At 60.7% G+C, this 19,714-nt stretch carries 17 protein-coding genes; 7 read left to right on the top strand and 10 right to left on the bottom strand.

The genetic code is table 11. The features are described from left to right. Positions 1–140: 140 nt before the first annotated feature. The 3 genes from dapA to ACX3M4_RS07470 all read right to left on the bottom strand — a co-directional run bounded on the left by dapA (position 141) and on the right by ACX3M4_RS07470 (position 2,087). Entirely contained in the window at positions 141–1,019 is an 879-nt protein-coding gene (gene dapA / locus ACX3M4_RS07460) for a 4-hydroxy-tetrahydrodipicolinate synthase (protein WP_459357952.1), read from the bottom strand. 133 nt (positions 1,020–1,152) lie between these two features. After that, positions 1,153–1,440 carry a YciI family protein gene (locus tag ACX3M4_RS07465; protein ID WP_459357953.1) on the bottom strand — a complete coding sequence of 96 codons (288 nt, stop codon included), beginning with the start codon at positions 1,438–1,440 and terminating at the stop codon, positions 1,153–1,155. A 59-nt stretch (positions 1,441–1,499) separates the two neighbouring features. Beyond that, the gene (locus ACX3M4_RS07470; RefSeq protein WP_459357954.1) at positions 1,500–2,087 is read right to left on the bottom strand and encodes a TetR/AcrR family transcriptional regulator; all 588 of its coding nucleotides are present in this window, start codon (positions 2,085–2,087) and stop codon (positions 1,500–1,502) included. A gap of 571 nt (positions 2,088–2,658) precedes the next feature. Here ACX3M4_RS07470 and egtB point away from each other — a divergent pair. Together egtB and egtD are read left to right on the top strand one after the other, a co-directional pair. Further along, positions 2,659–3,936, top strand: a complete 1,278-nt coding sequence (gene egtB / locus ACX3M4_RS07475) for an ergothioneine biosynthesis protein EgtB (protein WP_459357955.1) — start codon at positions 2,659–2,661, stop codon at positions 3,934–3,936. Continuing rightward, positions 3,933–4,886 carry an L-histidine N(alpha)-methyltransferase gene (egtD, locus tag ACX3M4_RS07480; protein ID WP_459357956.1) on the top strand — a complete coding sequence of 318 codons (954 nt, stop codon included), beginning with the start codon at positions 3,933–3,935 and terminating at the stop codon, positions 4,884–4,886. Before egtB ends, egtD begins: the two co-directional genes overlap by 4 nt. A gap of 327 nt (positions 4,887–5,213) precedes the next feature. Here the strand turns inward: egtD and ACX3M4_RS07485 are convergent, their stop codons facing one another. Next, entirely contained in the window at positions 5,214–6,116 is a 903-nt protein-coding gene (locus ACX3M4_RS07485; protein WP_459357957.1) for an alpha/beta fold hydrolase, read from the bottom strand. Between the two features lie 314 nt (positions 6,117–6,430). Here ACX3M4_RS07485 and ACX3M4_RS07490 point away from each other — a divergent pair, with 314 nt between their 5' ends. Continuing rightward, positions 6,431–7,399 (top strand): TAXI family TRAP transporter solute-binding subunit, encoded by a 969-nt coding sequence (locus ACX3M4_RS07490; RefSeq protein ID WP_459357958.1) that lies wholly within the window; start codon positions 6,431–6,433, stop codon positions 7,397–7,399. Positions 7,400–7,406: 7 nt separating this feature from the next. Here the strand turns inward: ACX3M4_RS07490 and ACX3M4_RS07495 are convergent, their stop codons facing one another. Further along, positions 7,407–8,300, bottom strand: coding sequence for a LysR family transcriptional regulator (locus tag ACX3M4_RS07495; protein ID WP_459357959.1), 894 nt, complete (start codon positions 8,298–8,300; stop codon positions 7,407–7,409). Positions 8,301–8,394: 94 nt separating this feature from the next. Between ACX3M4_RS07495 and ACX3M4_RS07500 the strand changes: the two genes are divergently transcribed. The 4 genes from ACX3M4_RS07500 to ACX3M4_RS07515 all read left to right on the top strand — a co-directional run bounded on the left by ACX3M4_RS07500 (position 8,395) and on the right by ACX3M4_RS07515 (position 14,094). Continuing rightward, entirely contained in the window at positions 8,395–9,654 is a 1,260-nt protein-coding gene (locus ACX3M4_RS07500) for a M24 family metallopeptidase (RefSeq protein WP_459357960.1), read from the top strand. A gap of 153 nt (positions 9,655–9,807) precedes the next feature. Next, on the top strand, positions 9,808–10,677 hold the full coding sequence (yghU, locus tag ACX3M4_RS07505; protein WP_459357961.1) for a glutathione-dependent disulfide-bond oxidoreductase: 870 nt from the start codon (positions 9,808–9,810) through the stop codon (positions 10,675–10,677). Between the two features lie 398 nt (positions 10,678–11,075). Then, positions 11,076–12,647: a Re/Si-specific NAD(P)(+) transhydrogenase subunit alpha gene (locus ACX3M4_RS07510; protein ID WP_459359388.1), complete on the top strand. Its 1,572-nt coding sequence runs from the start codon at positions 11,076–11,078 to the stop codon at positions 12,645–12,647. A gap of 13 nt (positions 12,648–12,660) precedes the next feature. After that, the gene (locus ACX3M4_RS07515; protein ID WP_459357962.1) at positions 12,661–14,094 is read left to right on the top strand and encodes an NAD(P)(+) transhydrogenase (Re/Si-specific) subunit beta; all 1,434 of its coding nucleotides are present in this window, start codon (positions 12,661–12,663) and stop codon (positions 14,092–14,094) included. Between the two features lie 230 nt (positions 14,095–14,324). Here ACX3M4_RS07515 and ACX3M4_RS07520 read toward each other — a convergent pair whose 3' ends face one another. The 5 genes from ACX3M4_RS07520 to ACX3M4_RS07540 form a co-directional block, all read right to left on the bottom strand. Further along, complete coding sequence (locus tag ACX3M4_RS07520; protein ID WP_459357963.1) at positions 14,325–15,323, bottom strand: ABC transporter ATP-binding protein; 999 nt, start codon at positions 15,321–15,323, stop codon at positions 14,325–14,327. Beyond that, positions 15,320–16,321: a Gfo/Idh/MocA family protein gene (locus ACX3M4_RS07525; protein WP_459359389.1), complete on the bottom strand. Its 1,002-nt coding sequence runs from the start codon at positions 16,319–16,321 to the stop codon at positions 15,320–15,322. The genes ACX3M4_RS07520 and ACX3M4_RS07525 overlap by 4 nt, the downstream gene beginning before the upstream one ends. 29 nt (positions 16,322–16,350) lie before the next feature. Further along, positions 16,351–17,190 carry a carbohydrate ABC transporter permease gene (locus ACX3M4_RS07530; protein WP_459357964.1) on the bottom strand — a complete coding sequence of 280 codons (840 nt, stop codon included), beginning with the start codon at positions 17,188–17,190 and terminating at the stop codon, positions 16,351–16,353. Between the two features lie 13 nt (positions 17,191–17,203). Next, positions 17,204–18,118 carry a carbohydrate ABC transporter permease gene (locus ACX3M4_RS07535; protein WP_459357965.1) on the bottom strand — a complete coding sequence of 305 codons (915 nt, stop codon included), beginning with the start codon at positions 18,116–18,118 and terminating at the stop codon, positions 17,204–17,206. A 101-nt stretch (positions 18,119–18,219) separates the two neighbouring features. Beyond that, complete coding sequence (locus ACX3M4_RS07540; RefSeq protein WP_459357966.1) at positions 18,220–19,473, bottom strand: ABC transporter substrate-binding protein; 1,254 nt, start codon at positions 19,471–19,473, stop codon at positions 18,220–18,222. Positions 19,474–19,714 lie beyond the last annotated feature (241 nt).

Here is a 19,714-nt window from a genome sequence, read left to right on the forward strand (position 1 = left end):
GATAAGCCCGTCTCGAAGGATGGGCGGCAGGCTCCCGAACAAGCGGCCCATCCTTCGAGACGCGCGCAAGCGCGCTCCTCAGGATGAGGTGGGAAGTTGAAGAGGCAGTAGGAAGACCGGGCCCGGGAGACAGGCTGCCCCTAGATCAGCCCGGCGAATTCCATGGCTTCGTCGAGTGCCCGTCTTGTGGCCTCGGTGACGGGCGTCAGCGGCAGGCGGACGTCTTCCTGGCACAGCCCAAGCCGCGACAGGGCGTATTTGGCACAGGCTGCGGGCGGTTCGAAAAACAGGGCCGAGTGTAGCGGCAGCAGCCTGTCCTGGTAGTTGCGGGCAAGCTCCATGTCCTCAGCGAGAGACGCCCTTTGAAACTCGGCGCAAAGTCGAGGTGCCACATTGGCTGTCACGGATATGCAGCCGCGGCCGCCATGTGCGTTGAACCCGAGCGCGGCGGCATCCTCGGCGCTGAATTGCAGGAAGTCGCGGCCGCAGAGCGCGCGCTGCTTGCTGACACGTTCCATGCTGCCGGTCGCATCCTTGACGCCGATGATGCGCGGCCAGCGCGCCATCTGGGCCATGGTCTCCGGCAGGATGTCGATCACGCAGCGGCCCGGAATGTTGTAGAGGATGATGGGGATCGAGCTGCTGTCATGCAGCACCTGATAGTGGCACAGAAGCCCGGCCTGGTTCGGCTTGTTGTAATAGGGCGTCACAACCAGCGCCGCATCCGCGCCGACCTTTTCCGCATGCTGCAGCATGTCGAGCGACTGGGCTGTCGCGTTGGAGCCGGTTCCGGCAATGACAGGGATGCGGCCGGCGGCAAGGTCCACCACCCTTTTGATGACGTCCTTGTGCTCGTCCTTGGATACCGTCGGACTTTCGCCGGTGGTGCCGACGGCAACGAGCGCGTCGCTGCCCTCGGCAATATGCCATTCGACGAGACGCTCCAGCGCCTCGATATCCACGCGGCCGTCCTTGAAGGGGGTGACCAGGGCGGGAATCGATCCCTTGATATCGAGCATGCGGCGTCCTCCGAGAGCTTCGCCGCTTTCTTGCGCCGCTCTGTGTCGAATGTTTGTCTACCACAACCGGTGTGCCATCAATCCATGCCGACTTGCAACCGCACCCGCCTTCGTCTCCCGTCGCCGGGAGGCTTCAGGCAGCCAGAAACGTCAACCGGTCGTCCAATCTTGCGGGCGTGACCTCAAGGATTTCTGCCGTCACCACGCCTTCGGCAACGAACGGATCCGCCGCAACAAAGTTTTCGACAGCATCGCGGTCCGCACCGTGAGCGAAAATGCAGCCGCCACGATTAGGCTGCAGACTACCGACCATCAGGAAGAGGCCCTTTTCAAAGCCCTCGGCAATCCAGGCCTTGTGACCGGCCATGAACTGCCCTGCCCGGTCCCTGTTTTCGGCAAAAGTCAGCGTCACGATGAACATCTATTTCTCCTGTTTCGTCTGATGAAAATCGAAGCAAGCAGGTTCAGGCCTGGCAGGCTTCAGACCCGCCTTGCCTTTGCGTCTCCGGCAACGCTTCCAAGCCATTCAAGAATGTCTTCGACCTCGCGCCGGACATAGGCTTCGTCCTTGAAGGCCTGGGCGAGCGTCGCCACACCCTGGCTCCAGCAGAGAACACGCAGCGCGTGGTCTTCCGACCTGTCGCCGCAGCCGAGCTCTTCGAACTGGCGGATCAGCCAGTCGCGGAAGAGCGCCATGATCCGGTTGGCCTTGTCCTTCGAGGCATGGTCCAGTTTGGCGAGTTCGCTCGTCAGCGTGCCGACCGGACAGCCATAGGCCATGATCTTCGCCTGGTTGACGATGACGATCCGGATGAAACAGGCAATGCGCCTAGCCGGGTCCGCAGCCGTTTCATCCCAGCGGGCCAATAGCTCTTCGCGATCGGCAAGGCGTTTGTCGATGACCGCATCGAGGATCTCGTCCTTGGTCCTGAAATGATAGTAGAAATTACCGCGCGAAATCTTCACCGCAGCGGCAATGTCGGCAAAGGACGTCTGTCCAAAGCCCTGGCCATAAAAGAGCGCATCCGCCGCCTCGACGATCTGCTGGCGCGTTTCCTTCGCTGACATCCTCTTTCCCCCGGACCCTGCATGGCGCTGCAACCGACACCTGATTGCGGCTGGCTGTCATCGCATTCAATCTGATTAGGACATTTGACCTATCTCAGCAAATAGGACAAATGTCCAAATACGTCAAGCCGTCGATGCTGAAGGAGTGACTGGACCCGCCCTGAGAGCTTTGGAGGGAATACCTTCGTTCCGAAATTGGCTGCCAGCTTCTGCTCACGTGGATGTGAAGAGGCGACCTGATCAATCCTGACAGCCAGCTGTCAGGAGGAGTTTTCTAAGGTCCCGGGCGAATGCCGGTTAAAGCCACACGGCTGGCCGGCGCAAATAGGTATTTCAGGTCAATGACTTGTTGACTTAAAACACACAAATCCGCCAATTGGGAATTAAATAAACCAATGTTTCTTTTATTCAACAAACTCCGTTCGACGTCTGATCCGGTGCAACCTTGCACGGGACCGGTGCATTTACCGGCATTGGAAACCGGCGATTGCCACCTACGTTCACACTGCCTGGCGGCAAAGACACGACCGGCTGGAGGCAGGAAGGCCGGGTTCCGCGTGGAGGGTTCGAGATGACATTGTTGGACGGGCGGACAGTTTCACTAAAGGGTTCCGCCGTTTCAGACCTGTTCGACCGGGTACGGGCACAATCGCTCGCCCCGGTCGCCCCGCTTGACGACGAGGATATGGGACTGCAGTCCATGGAGGATGCCAGTCCGCCGAAATGGCATCTGGCACACACCACCTGGTTCTTCGAGGAATTTATCCTGAAGCCGTCCCTTCCGGACTACCGGCCGCGGGATGAGCGCTTCGCTGTGCTTTTCAATTCCTATTATGTGCAGGCGGGCCCGCGGCACACCCGCTCCAAACGCGGGCTTCTCTCAAGGCCTGGCGTTGCGGACGTCCTCACGTACCGCTCCCAGGTCGAGGACGCCCTGCGCGAGGGACTGGCGACTGGCGCCTTCATGCTCGATCAGGACAAGCTCGAGGCGCTGATCACGCTCGGATGTCACCATGAGATGCAGCATCAGGAGCTGCTGGTAACCGATCTCCTCAACGCCTTTTCCTTCAATCCCCTGCTGCCCGCCTATGTCGAGCCGAGAACAGCCTTTGCCCCCTCGCCTATCAGTGCGGTCCGGGAAAGCGGCTGGACCCGTCATGACGGCGGCCTTCTGGAAATCGGCCATCGAGGCGATGGCTTTGCCTATGATTGCGAGGGTCCGCGGCACAAGGTCTGGCTGGAGCCTTACCGTCTCTCCGACAGCCTCGTCACCAACGGCGACTGGATCGCCTTCATGGAAGATGGCGGCTACGAGACCCAGACGCTGTGGCTGATGGAAGGCTGGGCTGTCCGGGAAAAGAACGGCTGGGACACGCCGCTTTACTGGTGGCGGCAGGACGGCGCCTGGTGGACGTTTACTCTGCAAGGCCCGCGACCGGTCGACCTGGCGGCTCCGGTCGTTCATGTCAGCTATTACGAGGCCGATGCCTTTGCCCGCTGGTCCGGCCACCGGCTGCCGACGGAAGCCGAATGGGAAGCGGCGGCAGAGCCGACACCGGTTGAGGGCAATTTCCTGGAAAGCGGTGCTTTCCTGCCGCTTGGCCGGAACCACAGCCTCTGGGGCGATGTCTGGCAATGGACCTCGAGTGCCTTCTCCCCCTACCCCGGCTTCAGGCCTCCTGAGGGCGCCATCGGCGAATACAACGGCAAGTTCATGGTGAACCAGATGGTGCTGCGCGGCGGGTCCTGCGCGACGCCAAGGGACCAGATGCGCGCCTCCTACCGCACCTTCTTCTATCCGCACCAGCGCTGGCAGATGCTGGGCCTCAGACTGGCGGCAGACCAATGACCAAACATGTTTCAGAAAACGATCAGGCGAACGCCTTTCGCGACAGCATTCTTGCCGGTCTGACCGCGGAGCGGAAGACCATCAGCAGCAAGTGGCTCTACGACGATGTCGGCTCGCACCTCTTCGAGGCGATCACGGAACTCGACGCCTATTATCCGACGCGCACGGAGATCTCCATCCTGGAGAAACACGCGAAATCCTACCGGCGGCTGCCGGGAGCGCGCGGTGCAATGGTGGAACTCGGCAGCGGGTCCAGTCGCAAGACCGACCTGCTGCTGTCGGCTTTTCCGGATCTCTCGGTCTATATGCCGATCGACATTTCGGCGAACCATCTGAAAGCGGCGGCCGAACGGGTGCGCCGGGCCTATCCCTCGCTCGCGGTCATTCCGGTCGCCGCCGATTTCACCCAGCCCTTCGGCCAGTTGCCGCTTTTGCCCGAATTGCCCGTGCTGGTGTTCTTCCCCGGATCGACCATCGGCAATTTCGAACGGTCCGAGGCATCAGCCCTGCTTGCCAATATCCGGGCCGCGATGCCGGAGGCGACGATGATTGTCGGCGTCGACCAGCCGAAGAATGAGGCGGTCTTGCGGGAGGCATACGACGATCCGGCCGGCATCACGGCAGCCTTCAACCAGAACCTGCTGCAACGGATCAACCGCGAACTGGGGGCGGAGTTCGACCTTGCCTCCTTCGCGCATCGCGCCGTCTGGAACAGTGGCGAAAGCCGTATCGAGATGCACCTGGAAAGCCTGCGCGCTCAAACGGTCGACATTGCCGGCACGGCAATCCCGTTCCGGGAAGGCGAGACGATCCACACGGAGAATTCGCACAAATACGACGAGGCGGCGTTCGAGGTGATCGCGGGCGAAGGCGGCTGGCGCGTTCTGGATCGCAACAGCGACGAGAACGGCTGGTTCTCGGTCTATACGCTTGAGGCGATCCGGAACTAAGCCTTAGGCCAACCAAACCAAGTCCTTCCTTCGTCATCCCGGGCGAAGCGCAGCGAAGACCCGGGATCGGGAAACCTCAAGAGCATGAGGCTGTTTAAGATTTTTGCGAACAGGGCGGCACATCCACGCCGCCCAAACGGGCCTGACTTATTTCCTTGCCTTTCCGTAGTCATCCCAGCCAAGCGAAGCGCGAGCCGGGGCCGGAGAGCCACGAAGCTTGATCTTTTTTGCCCAAATTTCCCATGCTCTTGGCTCCCCGGTCCCGGGTCTTCGCTTCGCTACGCCCGGGATGACGATGGAAAGTTAGGACAATCCCCCCCTCCAGCCCTACTCAATCTGCGCAATGAACCCGGCAAGAACGTCGTTGAACCGGTCCGGATATTCCCAGAACATCATGTGGCCGCCGAAGGCATCCACCTGGCTGTTCGGTGTGTGGGCCGCAAGATAGGCCTTGGCCGTTTCCGACCAGTGCTCGGCGACGACAAAGGCCGACGGCAGCCTGGCGTCGACTTCCTTTGCCGTATCCAGATAGTTGCTGAAGTTTCCGGCCGCGAGATAGGCGGCGGCGACGAAGGGCGGCGATTGAGTGGACTGATCGACGATCCAGCTCGACAGTTCCGGTGTGTAGTCCTGTTCGATCATCAGCTCGTCCGCATACCAGTTGATGACGTCGCGGTGGCCTTGGGCCGACTGGACTCCACGATAGAGCTCGGCGATTTCGGCGACGGAACCTTCCTGCCAGTCGCCGTCCTTGCCGGTCAGCGGTGTCGGCGAGAGGTCGATGCACATGTGGGCTGCGGCGGCATCGACCGACTGGGTCTTCACGAATTCCCACGTCGTCAGGCAACCGAAGGACCAACCGACGAGCACGGGCTTTTCAACGCCCAGATGATCGAGCAACTTCACAAGATCCGCACCCTGGGTGACATAATTGTTGCCCTCCAGCGTCAGCGTGGAGCGGCCGTGGCTGCGCGGATCGAAGGTGATGACCCGGTGCGTACCGGCAAAAGCCCGGACCTGGTGCACGAACACCTCGGTGGTGAAGGTCCAGCCCGGCACAAAAACGATCGCCTGCCCCGCGCCGTGATCCTCGAAATAGAGGTCGACACCGGGTTCCACGGCGAAATAGTCGCCCGCGAGGGCGGTGCCGCCCAGGCATATCGACGAAAGCAGCGACACAGCCAGAGCTCCGGTACGGCGGAGCGGGTCTTTCGAATGATTGGTATTCATGGTTCCCTCCTTTCCCTGTTTTTCGGGAAAAAGCGCAATGCCCCCAAGGGATTATAGCATAAACAAAACCTTAAGATGTATAGTAAAATTCATAATCAATTTTTACGTGTAATTTTTGTCAAGGCGGTTCATCCTTTGGCAGTTTCGGCGCACCGCGTGGCAGTCGCGCACGTCACCGGCATTGTGAGGCCGTTGCTGTGAGACCGGCCGGTCCGCGCGGCAGCCGGACGGTCACAGCGATTGCCTGACGCGGCCTAACCCGTCAAAATGGCTGCGGTGATGCGCAAAGTACGAAACGAGGGAAGCCTGGTAGAATGTCGATGAAACAGAGACTTGCGGGCGCCCTTGCAGCCGCCCTGATCGCCGTGACGGGTCCCGCGGCGGCCGAGCAGTTCATCACCATCGGAACAGGCGGCGTGACGGGCGTCTACTATCCGGCCGGCGGAGCGATTTGCCGTCTTTTGAACAGGGGACACAAGACACACGGCATCCGCTGCTCCGTCGAATCCACCGGCGGCTCCGTCTACAACATCGAAAGCCTGCGCAGCGGCGAGCTGGATTTCGGCATCGCCCAGTCCGACTGGCAGTATCACGCCTTCACCGGAACATCGCTCTTTGAGGACAAAGGCCCGTTCGACAATCTGCGCGCTGTCTTTTCCGTCCACCCGGAACCTTTCACGGTGGTTGCTCGTGCGGGCTCAGGGATCGAAAGCTTCGAGGACCTGAAGGGCAAGCGGGTCAATATCGGCAATGAGGGCTCCGGACAGCGGGGCACCATGGAAGTCCTGATGAAGGCAATGGGCTGGACCAACGCGGATTTCGCGGAAGTCTCGGAACTGAAGTCGGCCGACCAGTCCTCGGCCCTTTGCGACAACAAGATCGACGCCATCGTCTATACGGTCGGCCATCCGTCCAATTCCATCGAGGAAGCAACGACCAGCTGCGAATCGAAACTGGTCAATGTGGACGGCCCGGTGGTCGATGCCCTGATCGCAGACAACAGTTATTACCGCAAGACGACCATTCCCGGCGGCATGTATCGCGGCAATGCGGAGGACGTCACCACATTCGGTGTCGGCGCGACGGTCATCACCACCTCCGGCATGGACGAAGAAGTCGTCTATACCCTGGTGAAGTCCGTGTTTGAGAATTTCGACACGTTCCGCAAACTGCATCCCGCCTTTGCCAACCTGAGCCCGGAAGAAATGGTGTCGGACGGGCTCTCCGCCCCGCTTCACCGGGGCGCGGTGCGTTATTACAAGGAACGGGGCTGGATCAAGTAAGCCGGTCCTAAGACAAGCCTTTCTCCAGCAGCATGGACTTCATCCGCTCCGCCTCCTTTGATAGCGGGCGGATCGCGGGCCAGGCTATATAGTACCCCTTTCCGGTTGCGAAGGTTGCGCTGTCGAGCGGCACGAGCCGTCCGGCGGCAAGCTCCTCAAACAGCAACGGCAAAGCGCCGAGTGCAAGCCCCTGCCCGTTCAGTGCCCGGCCGATGGACTGGTTGTAGGTGGCACAGACCTGAACCGGATAGCCGCGAAATTCTTCCCGCCCCGTCTGCTGGATCCATCCCGGCCAGTCCACCCAATTCGGAGCCAGCCGGGGATAATTGAGCAGCGGCAACCGGCCTCCGTCCACACCGTCCTGCAGCGCCTTGATCACGCCAGGCGCACCAACCGGCACCAGGATTTCCCGAAACAGCAGCTCGGACATCCAGCCCGGCAGACGGCCGTCGCCGTGAACAACCACCAGATCATGTTCCGCTTTCAGAAGATCGCCCGGGTCGTCGGCGGTCATCAGGTTGAAGAGGCAGGCATCCTCCGACAGTGCAAACTCCTTCAGCTTCGGCTGGAGCCAGAAGGCGGCAAGTGCCGTCACAGAGGCGATCCGGACGACGGGCTGTTGCGGAACTTTCAACGTGCGCAGCGCCTGGTCGAGAAAATCCAGCGTCATGCCTGCCTTGTCGGCGAGGAACACACCCGCCTCAGTCGGCTGCAGGCGCCGCCCGGCCCGCTCGAAAAGATCAACGCCCAGCCAATCCTCGAGCTGCCGGACGCGTTTGGAAACCGCCGCCTGGGTCACGAACAGTTCGTCGGCTGCCTCGGTGAAGTTCAGATGCCGCATGGCAGCTTCGAAAAAAACCAGCGTGTCGAGAGGCGGCAGCGATTTTCGGTATCTTTGCATTCCTTCAGGTTATCAAGAAGGGCGAATTTTTCCAGCCTTTCTCCGCGGAAGGGAACCGTCATTATTCCCTGGAGGAAAAACCGAGGAAACTGGAATGGCCGAATTTGACTGGCACGCGGAACGCAGCGATCTCGACGGACTGGCACAGCTTGACCGGGAGCCTGCATCAAGTGGCATCGATCTTGTGGCGGTGCGGACCTACCGGCAGCAGCGCGTACGGCAGAAGATGGCCGAATACGGCGTCGACGCGGTCATTCTCTCCGACCCCGTCAACATCCGTTATGCGACCGGCACGCGGAACATGCAGGTCTTTTCCATGCGCAACGCACCGTCGCGTTATCTGCTCCTGACCCAGACCCGCTCCATCCTTTTTGAATTCACCGGTTGTCTCCACCTCGGCGAAGGTTATGAGACCGTCGATGAAATCCGGCCGTCGAAGACCGCCAGCTTCGTTGCCGCCGGACCTCATATCGCGGCGCGCGAACGGGCCTGGGCAATAGAGATGGCGGACACGATCCGCGAACTGACCGGCTTGAAGAATGCCACTGTCGGCCTTGAACGCCTCAATGCCGGCACGGCAATCGCCTTGCAGGATGCGGGTCTGAGGATCGTGGACGCCCAGCAGGCGGTGGAAATGGCGCGCGCGATCAAGTCACCGGAAGAAATGAAATGCGTGATCGCGTCCCTGCGCGCGACAGAGATCGGTGTCGGCAAGCTGCGCGAGGCGATCCGGTCCGGCCTCACCGAGGCCGGGCTCTGGTCGGTGCTGCACCAGTCCATTATCGCGCAGAACGGGGACTATGTGGAGACGCGTCTGCTCAATGCCGGCACGCGGACCAATCCCTGGTTCCAGGAGACCTCGGACAATGTCATCGGCGCCAACGAACTGATCGCACTCGATACGGACGTAGTCGGCTGCCACGGCTATTACGCGGATTTCTCGCGTACGTTTCACTCCGGCCCGGACCGGCCGAGCGACAGTCAGCGCGAGCTTTACAAGGTCGCCCACGAACAGGTGCACCACAATATGGGCATCTTGAAGCCCGGCATGAGCTTTCGCGACTATGCCGACCAGGCCTGGAACATCCCGGAGAAATACTACGCCAACCGCTATTACCTGTCGGCCCATGGTTGCGGCATGACCGGCGAATATCCTTATCTCTACCACCATGGCGACTTTCCGGATGCGGGCTACGACGGCGTGATCGAGCCGGGCATGACCCTTTGCGTGGAAAGTTATATCGGCGAAGAAGGCGCCAGGGAGGGCGTCAAGCTGGAACAGCAGGTGCTCGTGACCGAAACCGGCATCGAGCTTTTGTCCGAGTTCCCGTTCGAAGAGAGCCTTTTGGCCTGATCGGTATAAATTCGGAGTGTTTTCGGGTCTCCCCCTACACAAGCCGGAAAGGCGACCCTATTTGATCGTAAGATTGCGATGGATTATACCGCTGCGACGCGCACAATCCATCGCGGCCTGATCAACGCCTTCCAGCTCCGGAGACCCTGCCTCATGAGTGACCCCACCTATACCCCGCCCAAAGTCTGGACCTGGGAACAGCCGAGCGGCGGCCAGTTCGCCAACATCAACCGGCCGATATCCGGCGCAACGCATGAAAAGGATCTGCCGGTCGGCAAACATCCGCTGCAGCTCTATTCCCTTGCGACACCCAACGGCGTCAAGGTGACGGTAATGCTTGAGGAGCTGCTTGCCCTTGGCCACACCGGCGCGGAATACGATGCCTGGCTCATCAAGATCGGTGACGGCGATCAGTTCTCCAGCGGATTCGTCGGCGCCAATCCGAATTCGAAGATCCCGGCCCTGGTCGACCATTCGACACCGGCCCCGACCCGGGTGTTCGAATCCGGCTCCATCCTGCTTTATCTTGCGGAAAAATTCGGCGAATTCCTGCCCAAGGATCCGGCCAAGCGCACCGAGACGCTTAACTGGCTGTTCTGGCAGATGGGCTCTGCGCCCTATCTCGGCGGTGGCTTCGGCCATTTCTATGCCTACGCACCCGAAAAGTACCAGTACCCGATCGACCGCTTCGCCATGGAGGCCAAGCGCCAGCTCGACGTTCTCGACAAGGCGCTCGCCGAGCGGCCCTTTATCGCAGGCGAAGAATACACCATCGCCGACATGGCGATTTTCCCCTGGTATGGCGGCATGGTGCTTGGCCGCGCCTATAATGCGGCGGAGTTCCTCTCCGTGCACGAATACAAGAACCTCAAGGCCTGGGCCGAAAAGATCGATGCCCGTCCGGCGGTCGTGCGTGGGCGCAAGGTCAACCGGACCTGGGGCGAAGAGCACGAGCAGGTGCCGGAGCGGCACGATGCCGCAGATCTTGACGCGAAGGCGGCTCTGGAACCGGCCGCCGAATAAATTTAGATGGTTGCGATCCGGCTCGCGCCGGATCGCTGCCCGCAATTTGCACGAGCCCTCTTTTTATTCAAACCAGTCGGATATTTGTCCGCCTCCGGGCAAAATATACTAAAACCAGCCTCTTTTTGAGTATTCCGATCAAGGATTTTCCGCCAGACCAGTTTCCGGCCCCCCTATTTTGTTAAGCTCGTGAAATTTATATCGGCCTGCTCTCAGGGTGCAGTGCAAAAAAGCCTCCAAAAACCATCCCGACACACCTTGTCATAAGTAATATTTTCGTTTCTAAATTCGCTGCACGTTTATGAGGGACCGGACGGCGCGGGGGGAATTCGTTCGCCAAACCGGCCAGGCTTCCCTTGTTTCCTCGACACTTGCTGGAGAGACGAATGCCAGAAGCCCTGAAGATCGGCACACCAAAGGAATCCTTCCCGGGGGAAAACCGTGTGGCAATGACCCCGGATTCCGCCAGACAGCTGCAAAAGCTCGGTTATAGCTGCCTCGTTCAGAGCGGCGCCGGAACCGCGGCGGGATTTTCCGACCAGGCCTATGAGGAGGCAGGTGTCGAGATCGTCAAGACCGCGGCCAGCCTCTGGAAGAAAGCCGACATCATCACGAAGGTGCGCCCGCCGGAAGACAAGGAACTGGGCTACCTTGCCAAGGGCAAGACCCTGATTTCCTTCTTCAACCCGGGCGGCAACGCGGACGGCCTTGAAAAGGCCAAGGCGTCCGGTGCCAACGTCATCGCCATGGAAATGGTGCCGCGTATTTCCCGCGCCCAGAAGATGGATGCGCTGTCGTCCATGGCCAACATCGCCGGCTATCGTGCCGTGATCGAGGCAGGCAACAATTTCGGCCGCTTCTTCACCGGCCAGATCACGGCCGCCGGCAAGGTTCCGCCGGCGAAGGTGCTGGTCGTCGGCGCCGGTGTCGCCGGTCTTGCCGCCATCGGCACCTCCACCTCCCTCGGCGCCATCACCTATGCCTTCGACGTGCGCCCGGAAGTGGCCGAGCAGGTCGAATCCATGGGCGCCGAATTCGTCTATCTGGATTTTGAGGAAGAACAGCAGGATGGCGCCGCCACCGGCGGCTATGCCAGCGTTTCCTCGCCGGAATTCCGCGAAGCGCAGCTCGCCAAGTTCCGCGAACTCGCGCCCGAGATGGACATCGTCATCACCACAGCCCTGATCCCGAACCGGGATGCACCGAAGCTGTGGCTGGAAGACATGGTCAAGGCGATGAAGCCGGGATCGGTGATCGTCGACCTTGCCGCCGAGCGCGGCGGCAACGCGGACGGTACGGTCAAGGACGAGAAGATCGTCACGGAAAACGGCGTCACCATCGTCGGCTATACCGACTTCCCGTCGCGCATGGCCTCCCAGGCCTCCACGCTTTACGCCACCAACATCCGCCACATGTTGACCGACCTGACGCCCGAGAAGGACGGCCAGATCAACCACAACATGGAAGACGACGTCATCCGCGGCGCAACCGTGACGCATGAGGGCGAGATCACCTTCCCGCCTCCACCACCCAAGGTGCAGGCGATCGCGGCAAAGTCCAAGGAGAAACCGAAGGAACTGACGCCGGAGGAAAAGCGCGCAAAGGAAGTTGCCGCGTTCAAGGCGCAGACCAAGCAGCAGGTCTCACTGCTTGCCATCGGCGGCCTCGTCATGCTGCTGGTGGGCCTCGTCGCTCCGGCCAGCTTCATGCAGCATTTCATCGTCTTCGTGCTGGCGGTCTTTGTCGGCTTCCAGGTGATCTGGAATGTCAGCCACTCGCTGCACACCCCTCTGATGGCCGTCACCAACGCAATTTCGTCGATCATCATCCTCGGCGCCCTGATGCAGATCGGATCCGGGTCGTTCCTGGTGATCCTGCTTGCAGGGCTCTCCGTCTTCATGGCCGGGATCAACATCTTCGGCGGTTTCCTCGTTACCCGGCGCATGCTCGCCATGTTCCAGAAATCCTAAGGGAGGCCGAGAGATGGAATTCGGTTTCACGACTGCCGTCTATGTTGTTGCGGCTGTTCTCTTCATCCTGTCGCTCGGCGGCCTGTCGGGCCAGGAGAGCGCCAAGCGCGCCATCTGGTACGGCATCACCGGCATGGGCCTGGCGGTTGTCGCCACGCTCATCGGGCCTGGCTCGGGCCTCTGGCTCCTGTCCCTTATCCTGATCGCCGCCGGCGGCATCATCGGCTATTTCGTGGCGCAGCGCGTCCAGATGACCGAAATGCCGCAGCTTGTCGCCGCCATGCACTCGCTGGTGGGCCTGGCCGCCGTCTTCGTCGGCTTCAACGCCTATATCGAGCTTGGCAACGTACTGGCCATGAGCGAGGAAGAGCGCCATGCGCTTGAAGGCTTTGCCGCGATCCTGGCGCACAAGACCCCGATCGAGCAGTCGATCCTGAAGGTCGAAGTGTTCCTCGGCGTCTTCATCGGGGCAGTCACCTTCACCGGCTCGGTCGTCGCCTTCGGCAAGCTTGCCGGCAAACTGACGTCCAAGGCGGAAAAACTGCCGGGCGGACACATGCTGAACGCGGGCGCTGCCGCCCTCAGCATCATCTTGCTCCTCCTGTTCGTGAACGATGCGGGTATCTGGACCCTGATCCTGATGACGCTTCTGGCCTTCTTCATCGGCTATCACCTGATCATGGGCATCGGCGGCGCCGACATGCCGGTGGTGGTGTCGATGCTGAACTCCTATTCGGGCTGGGCCGCGGCCGCCATCGGCTTCTCGCTCGGCAACGATCTCCTGATCGTCGTCGGCGCGCTCGTCGGCTCGTCGGGTGCGATCCTCTCCTACATCATGTGCAAGGCGATGAACCGCTCGTTCATTTCCGTCATCCTCGGCGGCTTCGGCAACACGACCGGGCCGGCGATGGAAGTGGAAGGCGAACAGATCGCCATCGACAGCGACGGTGTCATTGCCGCCCTTGAAGATGCCGACAGCGTCATCATCGTTCCGGGTTATGGCATGGCGGTCGCCCAGGCACAGCAGAACGTCGCCGAACTGACACGGCGCCTGCGGGCCAAGGGCAAGGAAGTACGCTTCGCGATCCACCCAGTCGCCGGCCGCCTGCCCGGCCACATGAACGTGCTGCTCGCCGAAGCCAAGGTGCCCTACGACATTGTTCTGGAAATGGACGAGATCAACGAGGACTTCCCGTCAACGGACGTCGTCATCGTCATCGGCTCCAACGACATCGTCAATCCGGCCGCCCAGGAAGACCCGAACTCGCCGATCGCCGGCATGCCGGTTCTGGAAGTCTGGAAGGCCAAGCAGGTCTTTGTCTCCAAGCGCGGCCAGGGCACCGGCTATTCCGGTATCGAGAACCCGCTGTTCTACAAGGAGAACACGCGCATGTTCTACGGCGACGCCAAGGCCAGCCTCGACAAGCTGCTGACGCAGATCAGCTGAGGTTGATTGCAGTGAAGATAAAGCCGCCCCGGGAGACCGGGGCGGCTTTTTTCATGGTTCACTAGGACCTGTCCAGCGTCATCCCGTACGGAACGCAGCGGAGATCCGGGACCGGTGAGCCGAGGCATTGAAGCATGGTGTCAAGCTAAACCCGAAGCACTCGTGGCTCCCCGGTCCCGGCTCGCGCTACGCTTGGCCGGGAAGACGACGGAAAACCATTGCGCCGGGTCTCACCCCCGCAGACGCGCGCCGTCCTTATCAAAATAGAACGACTTTCCGTCGGAAATGCCGAAGCTCAGGTCGCTGCCGGGTTTGACGGCGTGCTGGCCGAAGAGGCGGGCGGTGATCTGGTGGTCCTTGACCATGGCAATCACGTTCGTGTCGCCGCCAAGCTGCTCCACATGCTGGACGGATGCCTTCAGCGGACCGGCGTCGGACAGGAACAGATCTTCCGGACGCACACCCAGCGTGCGGCTGTCGCCCTCGCTGACAAGGCCTGCCGGCAGGAAGTTCATGGCTGGGGACCCCAGGAAGCCGGCGACGAACTTGTTGGCCGGGTTGTTGTAGAGCTCCATCGGGCTGCCGACCTGCTCGATCCGCCCTGCCCTCAGCACCACGATCTTGTCGGCCAAGGTCATTGCCTCCGATTGGTCGTGGGTGACGTAGATCATCGAGGTTTTCAGCTGGCGGTGCAGGTTGGCGATTTCCAGGCGCGTGTTCATGCGCAGGGCCGCGTCGAGGTTCGACAGCGGTTCGTCGAACAGGAACAGTTTCGGATGGCGCACGATGGCGCGGCCGATGGCGACACGCTGGCGCTGACCGCCGGACAGCTCGGACGGATAGCGGTCGAGATAGTCCTCAAGGTTCAGCATGCGGGTGGCTTCCGCAACACGCTGCTCGATGACTTCCTTGCTCTGCTTTTCCTGCTTCAGCGCCAGGGTCATGTTGTTGCGCACGTTCAGGTGCGGATAGAGAGCGTAGCTCTGGAACACCATTGCAATGCCACGCTTCGACGGCGGCGTCAGGTTGACGATCTCGCCGCCGATACGGACATCACCGGAAGAGACATCCTCCAGGCCCGCGATCACGCGCAAAAGCGTGGACTTGCCGCAGCCGGACGGGCCGACAAAGACGACGAACTCACCGTCCTCGACTTCCAGATCGATGTCCTTCAGGACATGGACGGTGCCGAAAGACTTGTTGACGTTGGACAGGGTTAGCGCCGTCATGGCGTTAGCTCCTCTAGCAGGACAGATAGGCCGCTACGGATGCTTTCGTCGGCCGCAAGGCAGATTGCCAGCGACTTGACGGCATCCTGCATGTGCCGGGAAAGATCGATATTCTCGGTGATCGCGCGCAGCATATAGGCCTGCTCCGCGTCGCAAAGTTCCTGGTGGCCGGGCTCGTCCGGCAGGTCGATGCGCTGGTCGCCGACCGGCCGGTGAACAAGCAGCCCGCCGACCCTGGTGTGACCGTCGACATTCGCGGATGCGCCCTTGTCGTCCTCGACGATGGAGACCGAGCCCTTCGGCGAGACGACATCCTTCACGAAGAAGGCGGTTTCCGACATCATCGGCCCCCAGCCGGCCTCGTACCAGCCGACGGACCCGTCGTCGAAGAAGACCTGGAACTGACCGTAATTGTACATGTCCGGTGCGATTTCATCCGAAAGCCGCAGGCCCATGCCGTTGACCCGCACCGGTCTGGCATCGGTGATCTGGCACCAGACGTCGACATAGTGAACGCCGCAATCGACGATCGGGGCCGTGGTCTGCATGAGTGCCTTGTGGGTCTCCCACTCCGCACCCGTGCTTTGCTGGTTGAGGTTCATGCGGAAGACATAAGGTCCGCCGAGCTTCCGCGCTTCCTCAATCAGCCGCACCCAGGACGGATGGTGGCGCAGGATGTAGCCGACCACCAGCTTACGGCCGGTTTCCCTGGCACAGTCGACGACCCGCTGCGCCTCGGCAACCGTCGTCGCGAGCGGCTTCTCGACAAAGACATGCGCACCCGAGCGCATCGCTGCGACTGCGTAATCGGCATGGCTGTCGGAGTATGTGGCGATGACGACGAGATCCGGACGGGTTTCGGCGAGTGCTGCCGCGTAATCCGTGAAGACCTCATACCCGGCGAGATCGGGATGACTGACCGTGCCCGAGCGGTTCACCAGCCCGACGATCTGTGCATCGGAATGCTTGTGATGCGCCAGGGCATGGGAGAGCCCCATGTTGCCGAGACCTGCAATCAGAACACGGGTCACTTGACTGCTCCGGAGGTGATGCCGCGGATCAGCTGGCGCGAGAAGATCACATAGAGGATGAGCACCGGCAGGATCGCCATCGAGAGCGCCGACAGAACCGCATTCCAGTCGGTCACGAACTGGCCGATGAAGACCTGGCTGCCAAGGGTCAGCGTCTTGGTTTCCTCGGAGGGCGCCAGGATCAGCGGGAACCAGAGATCGTTCCAGATCGGGATCATGTTGAAGACGGCAACCGTCGCCATGGCCGGGCGGACCAGCGGCAGGACCAGGCGGAAGAAGATCGTGTATTCCGATAGGCCGTCGATGCGCCCGGCGTTCTTCAAGTCGTCGGAGACCTGGCGCATGAACTCGCTCAGGATGAAGACAGCCAGAGGCAGGCCCTGCGCCGTATAGACCAGGATCAGGGCCGTCAACGTGTTGACGAGACCGGAGGCCACCATCAGTTCCAGAATGGCGACGGTGCCGATGCGGATCGGGATCATGATGCCGAGCGCCAGGTAAAGCCCCATCAGCGTGTTGCCCTTGAAGCGGTATTCGCTGAGGGCGAAGGCGGCCATCGCACCGAAGAGCAGGATGAGGGTCAGCGACACCACGGTGACGATCATCGAATTCTGGAAATAGAGGAAAAAATCCCCCTGCTTCATGACCGTCTGGTAGCCGATCATCGAGAAGCTTTCGGCATCCGGCAGCGCCAGCGGTTCGCGGAAGATCGCCTTGCGGGACTTGAAGCTGTTGATCAGGATCACGAAGACCGGGAAGAGCGCGATCAGCGTGTAGAGGATCAGCGCGCCGTGGGCGGCAATCGTGTTGAGCGGATTGGTCCGGGCCTTGTTCATGTGCCGATCCCCCTCAGAGCTGATATCTGCGCATCCGGGTCTGGATGCCGAAAAGGTAGAGACAGACACCAATGAGGATGATCGCGAACATGGCGCTGGCGATCGCCGAACCCATGTGAGGATCGCCCAGCTGCAGCTGGAACCCGAAGAAGGTGCGGTACATGAAGGTGCCGAGGATATCGGTCGAGAAGTCCGGGCCGGCGAGCGCCCCTTGCGCCGTATAAATCAGGTCGAAGGCGTTGAAATTGCCGACGAAAGTCAGGATCGAGATGATGCCGATGGACGGCAGGATCAGGGGCAGCTTGATTTTCCAGAAGGCGGACATTCCGGTGATGCCGTCGATTTCTCCGGCTTCCAGCACCTCTTCCGGAATGGAGAGGAGCGCTGCATAGATCAGCATCATCGGGATGCCGACAAACTGCCAGACGGAAATGAGCGACAGTGCGGTCAGAGCGTATTCTTCCTTGCCGAGCCAGGGGGCGAACAGGAATTTCAGACCGACCGCATCGAGCATGGAGGGCGCGATGCCCCAGATGGGTGACAGGATCAGCTTCCAGGCAAAGCCGACGATCACGAAGGAGAGGATCGTCGGTATGAAGATTGCCGAACGGTAGAACGCGGCAAAGCGCAGGCGCGGATGGCTGAGGATGGCGGCCAGAGCGATACCGATGGGGTTCTGCACCAGCATGTGGATCATGAAGAACCAGAAATTGTTGCCGAGCGCATTCCAGAACTGGTCAGACCACAGCGGATCGCCAAGAAGCCGGGTAAAATTGTCGAGCCCCACAAAGACGCGCTCCTGATCGATCTTGCTGTAGAGGGCAAGCCGCAGCGTGTTGAAGAGGGGAAAGATCATCACGGCCGTATAAACGAGGACCGCCGGGGTCAAAAACACGACGATGTGCCAGCGGAAGCGAGGCCTGCTCATGGGAAGCTCCGGTCAAGTTCTTCCGGGCAGGCCGGGGCCTGTCCGGAAAAATTACCCCGGACAGGCTGCGCCTGCCCGGGAGAGTTTGCTCAGCTTACAGATTATTTCTGCGGCTCGTACCAGGTTGCAAGACCGTCCTGCAGCTTCGCACCGAGCGCCTCGGGCGTTTCGGTGCCCTTGATGGCGGCAACGGAAGCACCCCAGGTCTCGTTTTCGAGGTTCGGCGTGCCGCGAGACAGGATCTGGTAGGTGGAGCGGATCGAGGTTTCGCACTCGCCGCGCCAGCTGATGAATTCCTTCGCAAGCGGATCTTCCATCTCGACCGGGTTCTTGGAGAGCGGGAAGAAGCCCGGCAATGCGTTGCCGAAGATCGCCGCAAATTCCGGCGAGGCCACCCAGGTCAGGAATTCCTTGGCTTCTGCCGGGTGAGCGGTCTTGGCGTTCATGCCGATGCCGATATCCGTGTGGTCGGAGATATAGCAGGTGTCGCCCGCGTTCCTGACCGGCGGCTTGAAGGCGCCCATTTCGAAATCGGCCTGAGCGTTGAAGCCGGTAATTTCCCAGCTGCCTGCGGGATAGATTGCGGCACGGCCGAGCGTGAAGAGGTTCTGGCTGTCCGGATAGGTCTGTGCTTCGTAACCGTCACCGAGATAGGGAGCCCACTTTGCCAGGGTCGCATAAGGTGCAACCCACTGCTCGTCGGTCAGCTTCTGGGTGCCTTCGATGAGGGCCAGACGGCCTTCCTCGCCCTTCCAGTAGTTCGGGCCGATGTTCTGATAGCCCATCGTGGCCGCTTCCCACTGGTCGTTGGTGCCCATGGACATCGGGATATAGGTGCCGTCTTCCTTGATCTTGTCGAGGACCGCGAAGAACTCGTCTTCCGTCGTCGGCACTTCCAGGCCAAGTTCGGTGAAGGCATCCTTGTTGTAGATGAAGCCGTGGATCACCGAGGCCATCGGAACGCAGAAGCTGGCCGAACCGTCGTCGGTCTGCCAGGCAGCCTTGGCGACGTTGAAGAAGTTGGTCATCGCGGGCATGTCGGAAAGGTCCGACAGGTGACCGGCCTCATATAGCGCCAGGGAGGCGTCGAACGGGCGGCAGGTGATCAGATCGCCTGCGGAACCGGCTTCGAGCTTGGAGTTCAAAGCTGCATTGTATTCGGTCGGCGCGGACGGGGTGAACTTCACCTTGATGCCCGGATGGGAGGCTTCAAAAGCCGGAATGATCTTTTCCTGCCACAGGGCCAGGTCGTCGTTACGCCAGCTTTCGATGGTCAGGGTAACGTCTTCCGCAAAGGCGGAAGATGTGAAGAGAGCAGTACTGGCCATCGCCAGGGCGAGAATATTGCGTTTCATATGACACCTCCGAAAAGTTCCATCCGATACGGATGTTCAAATTGTTCCTTACGGTTCTGGTGCCGTCCCGCCTTTGAGCCCGGCAGCCTTCTGAGGCTTGCCGAAGCCGTCCGCGTTTTTGTTTTACCATCCGTGCAGAACAACCGTGCCGGAGAGCGGCAGCGCCCTCCTGCTCCCTCCATATAATACCTATTTGATACCACTTGTCGACCTATTAGTTTAGAATTGTGAAAATCATTTT

It is taken from the genome of Roseibium sp. M-1, assembly GCF_054515675.1.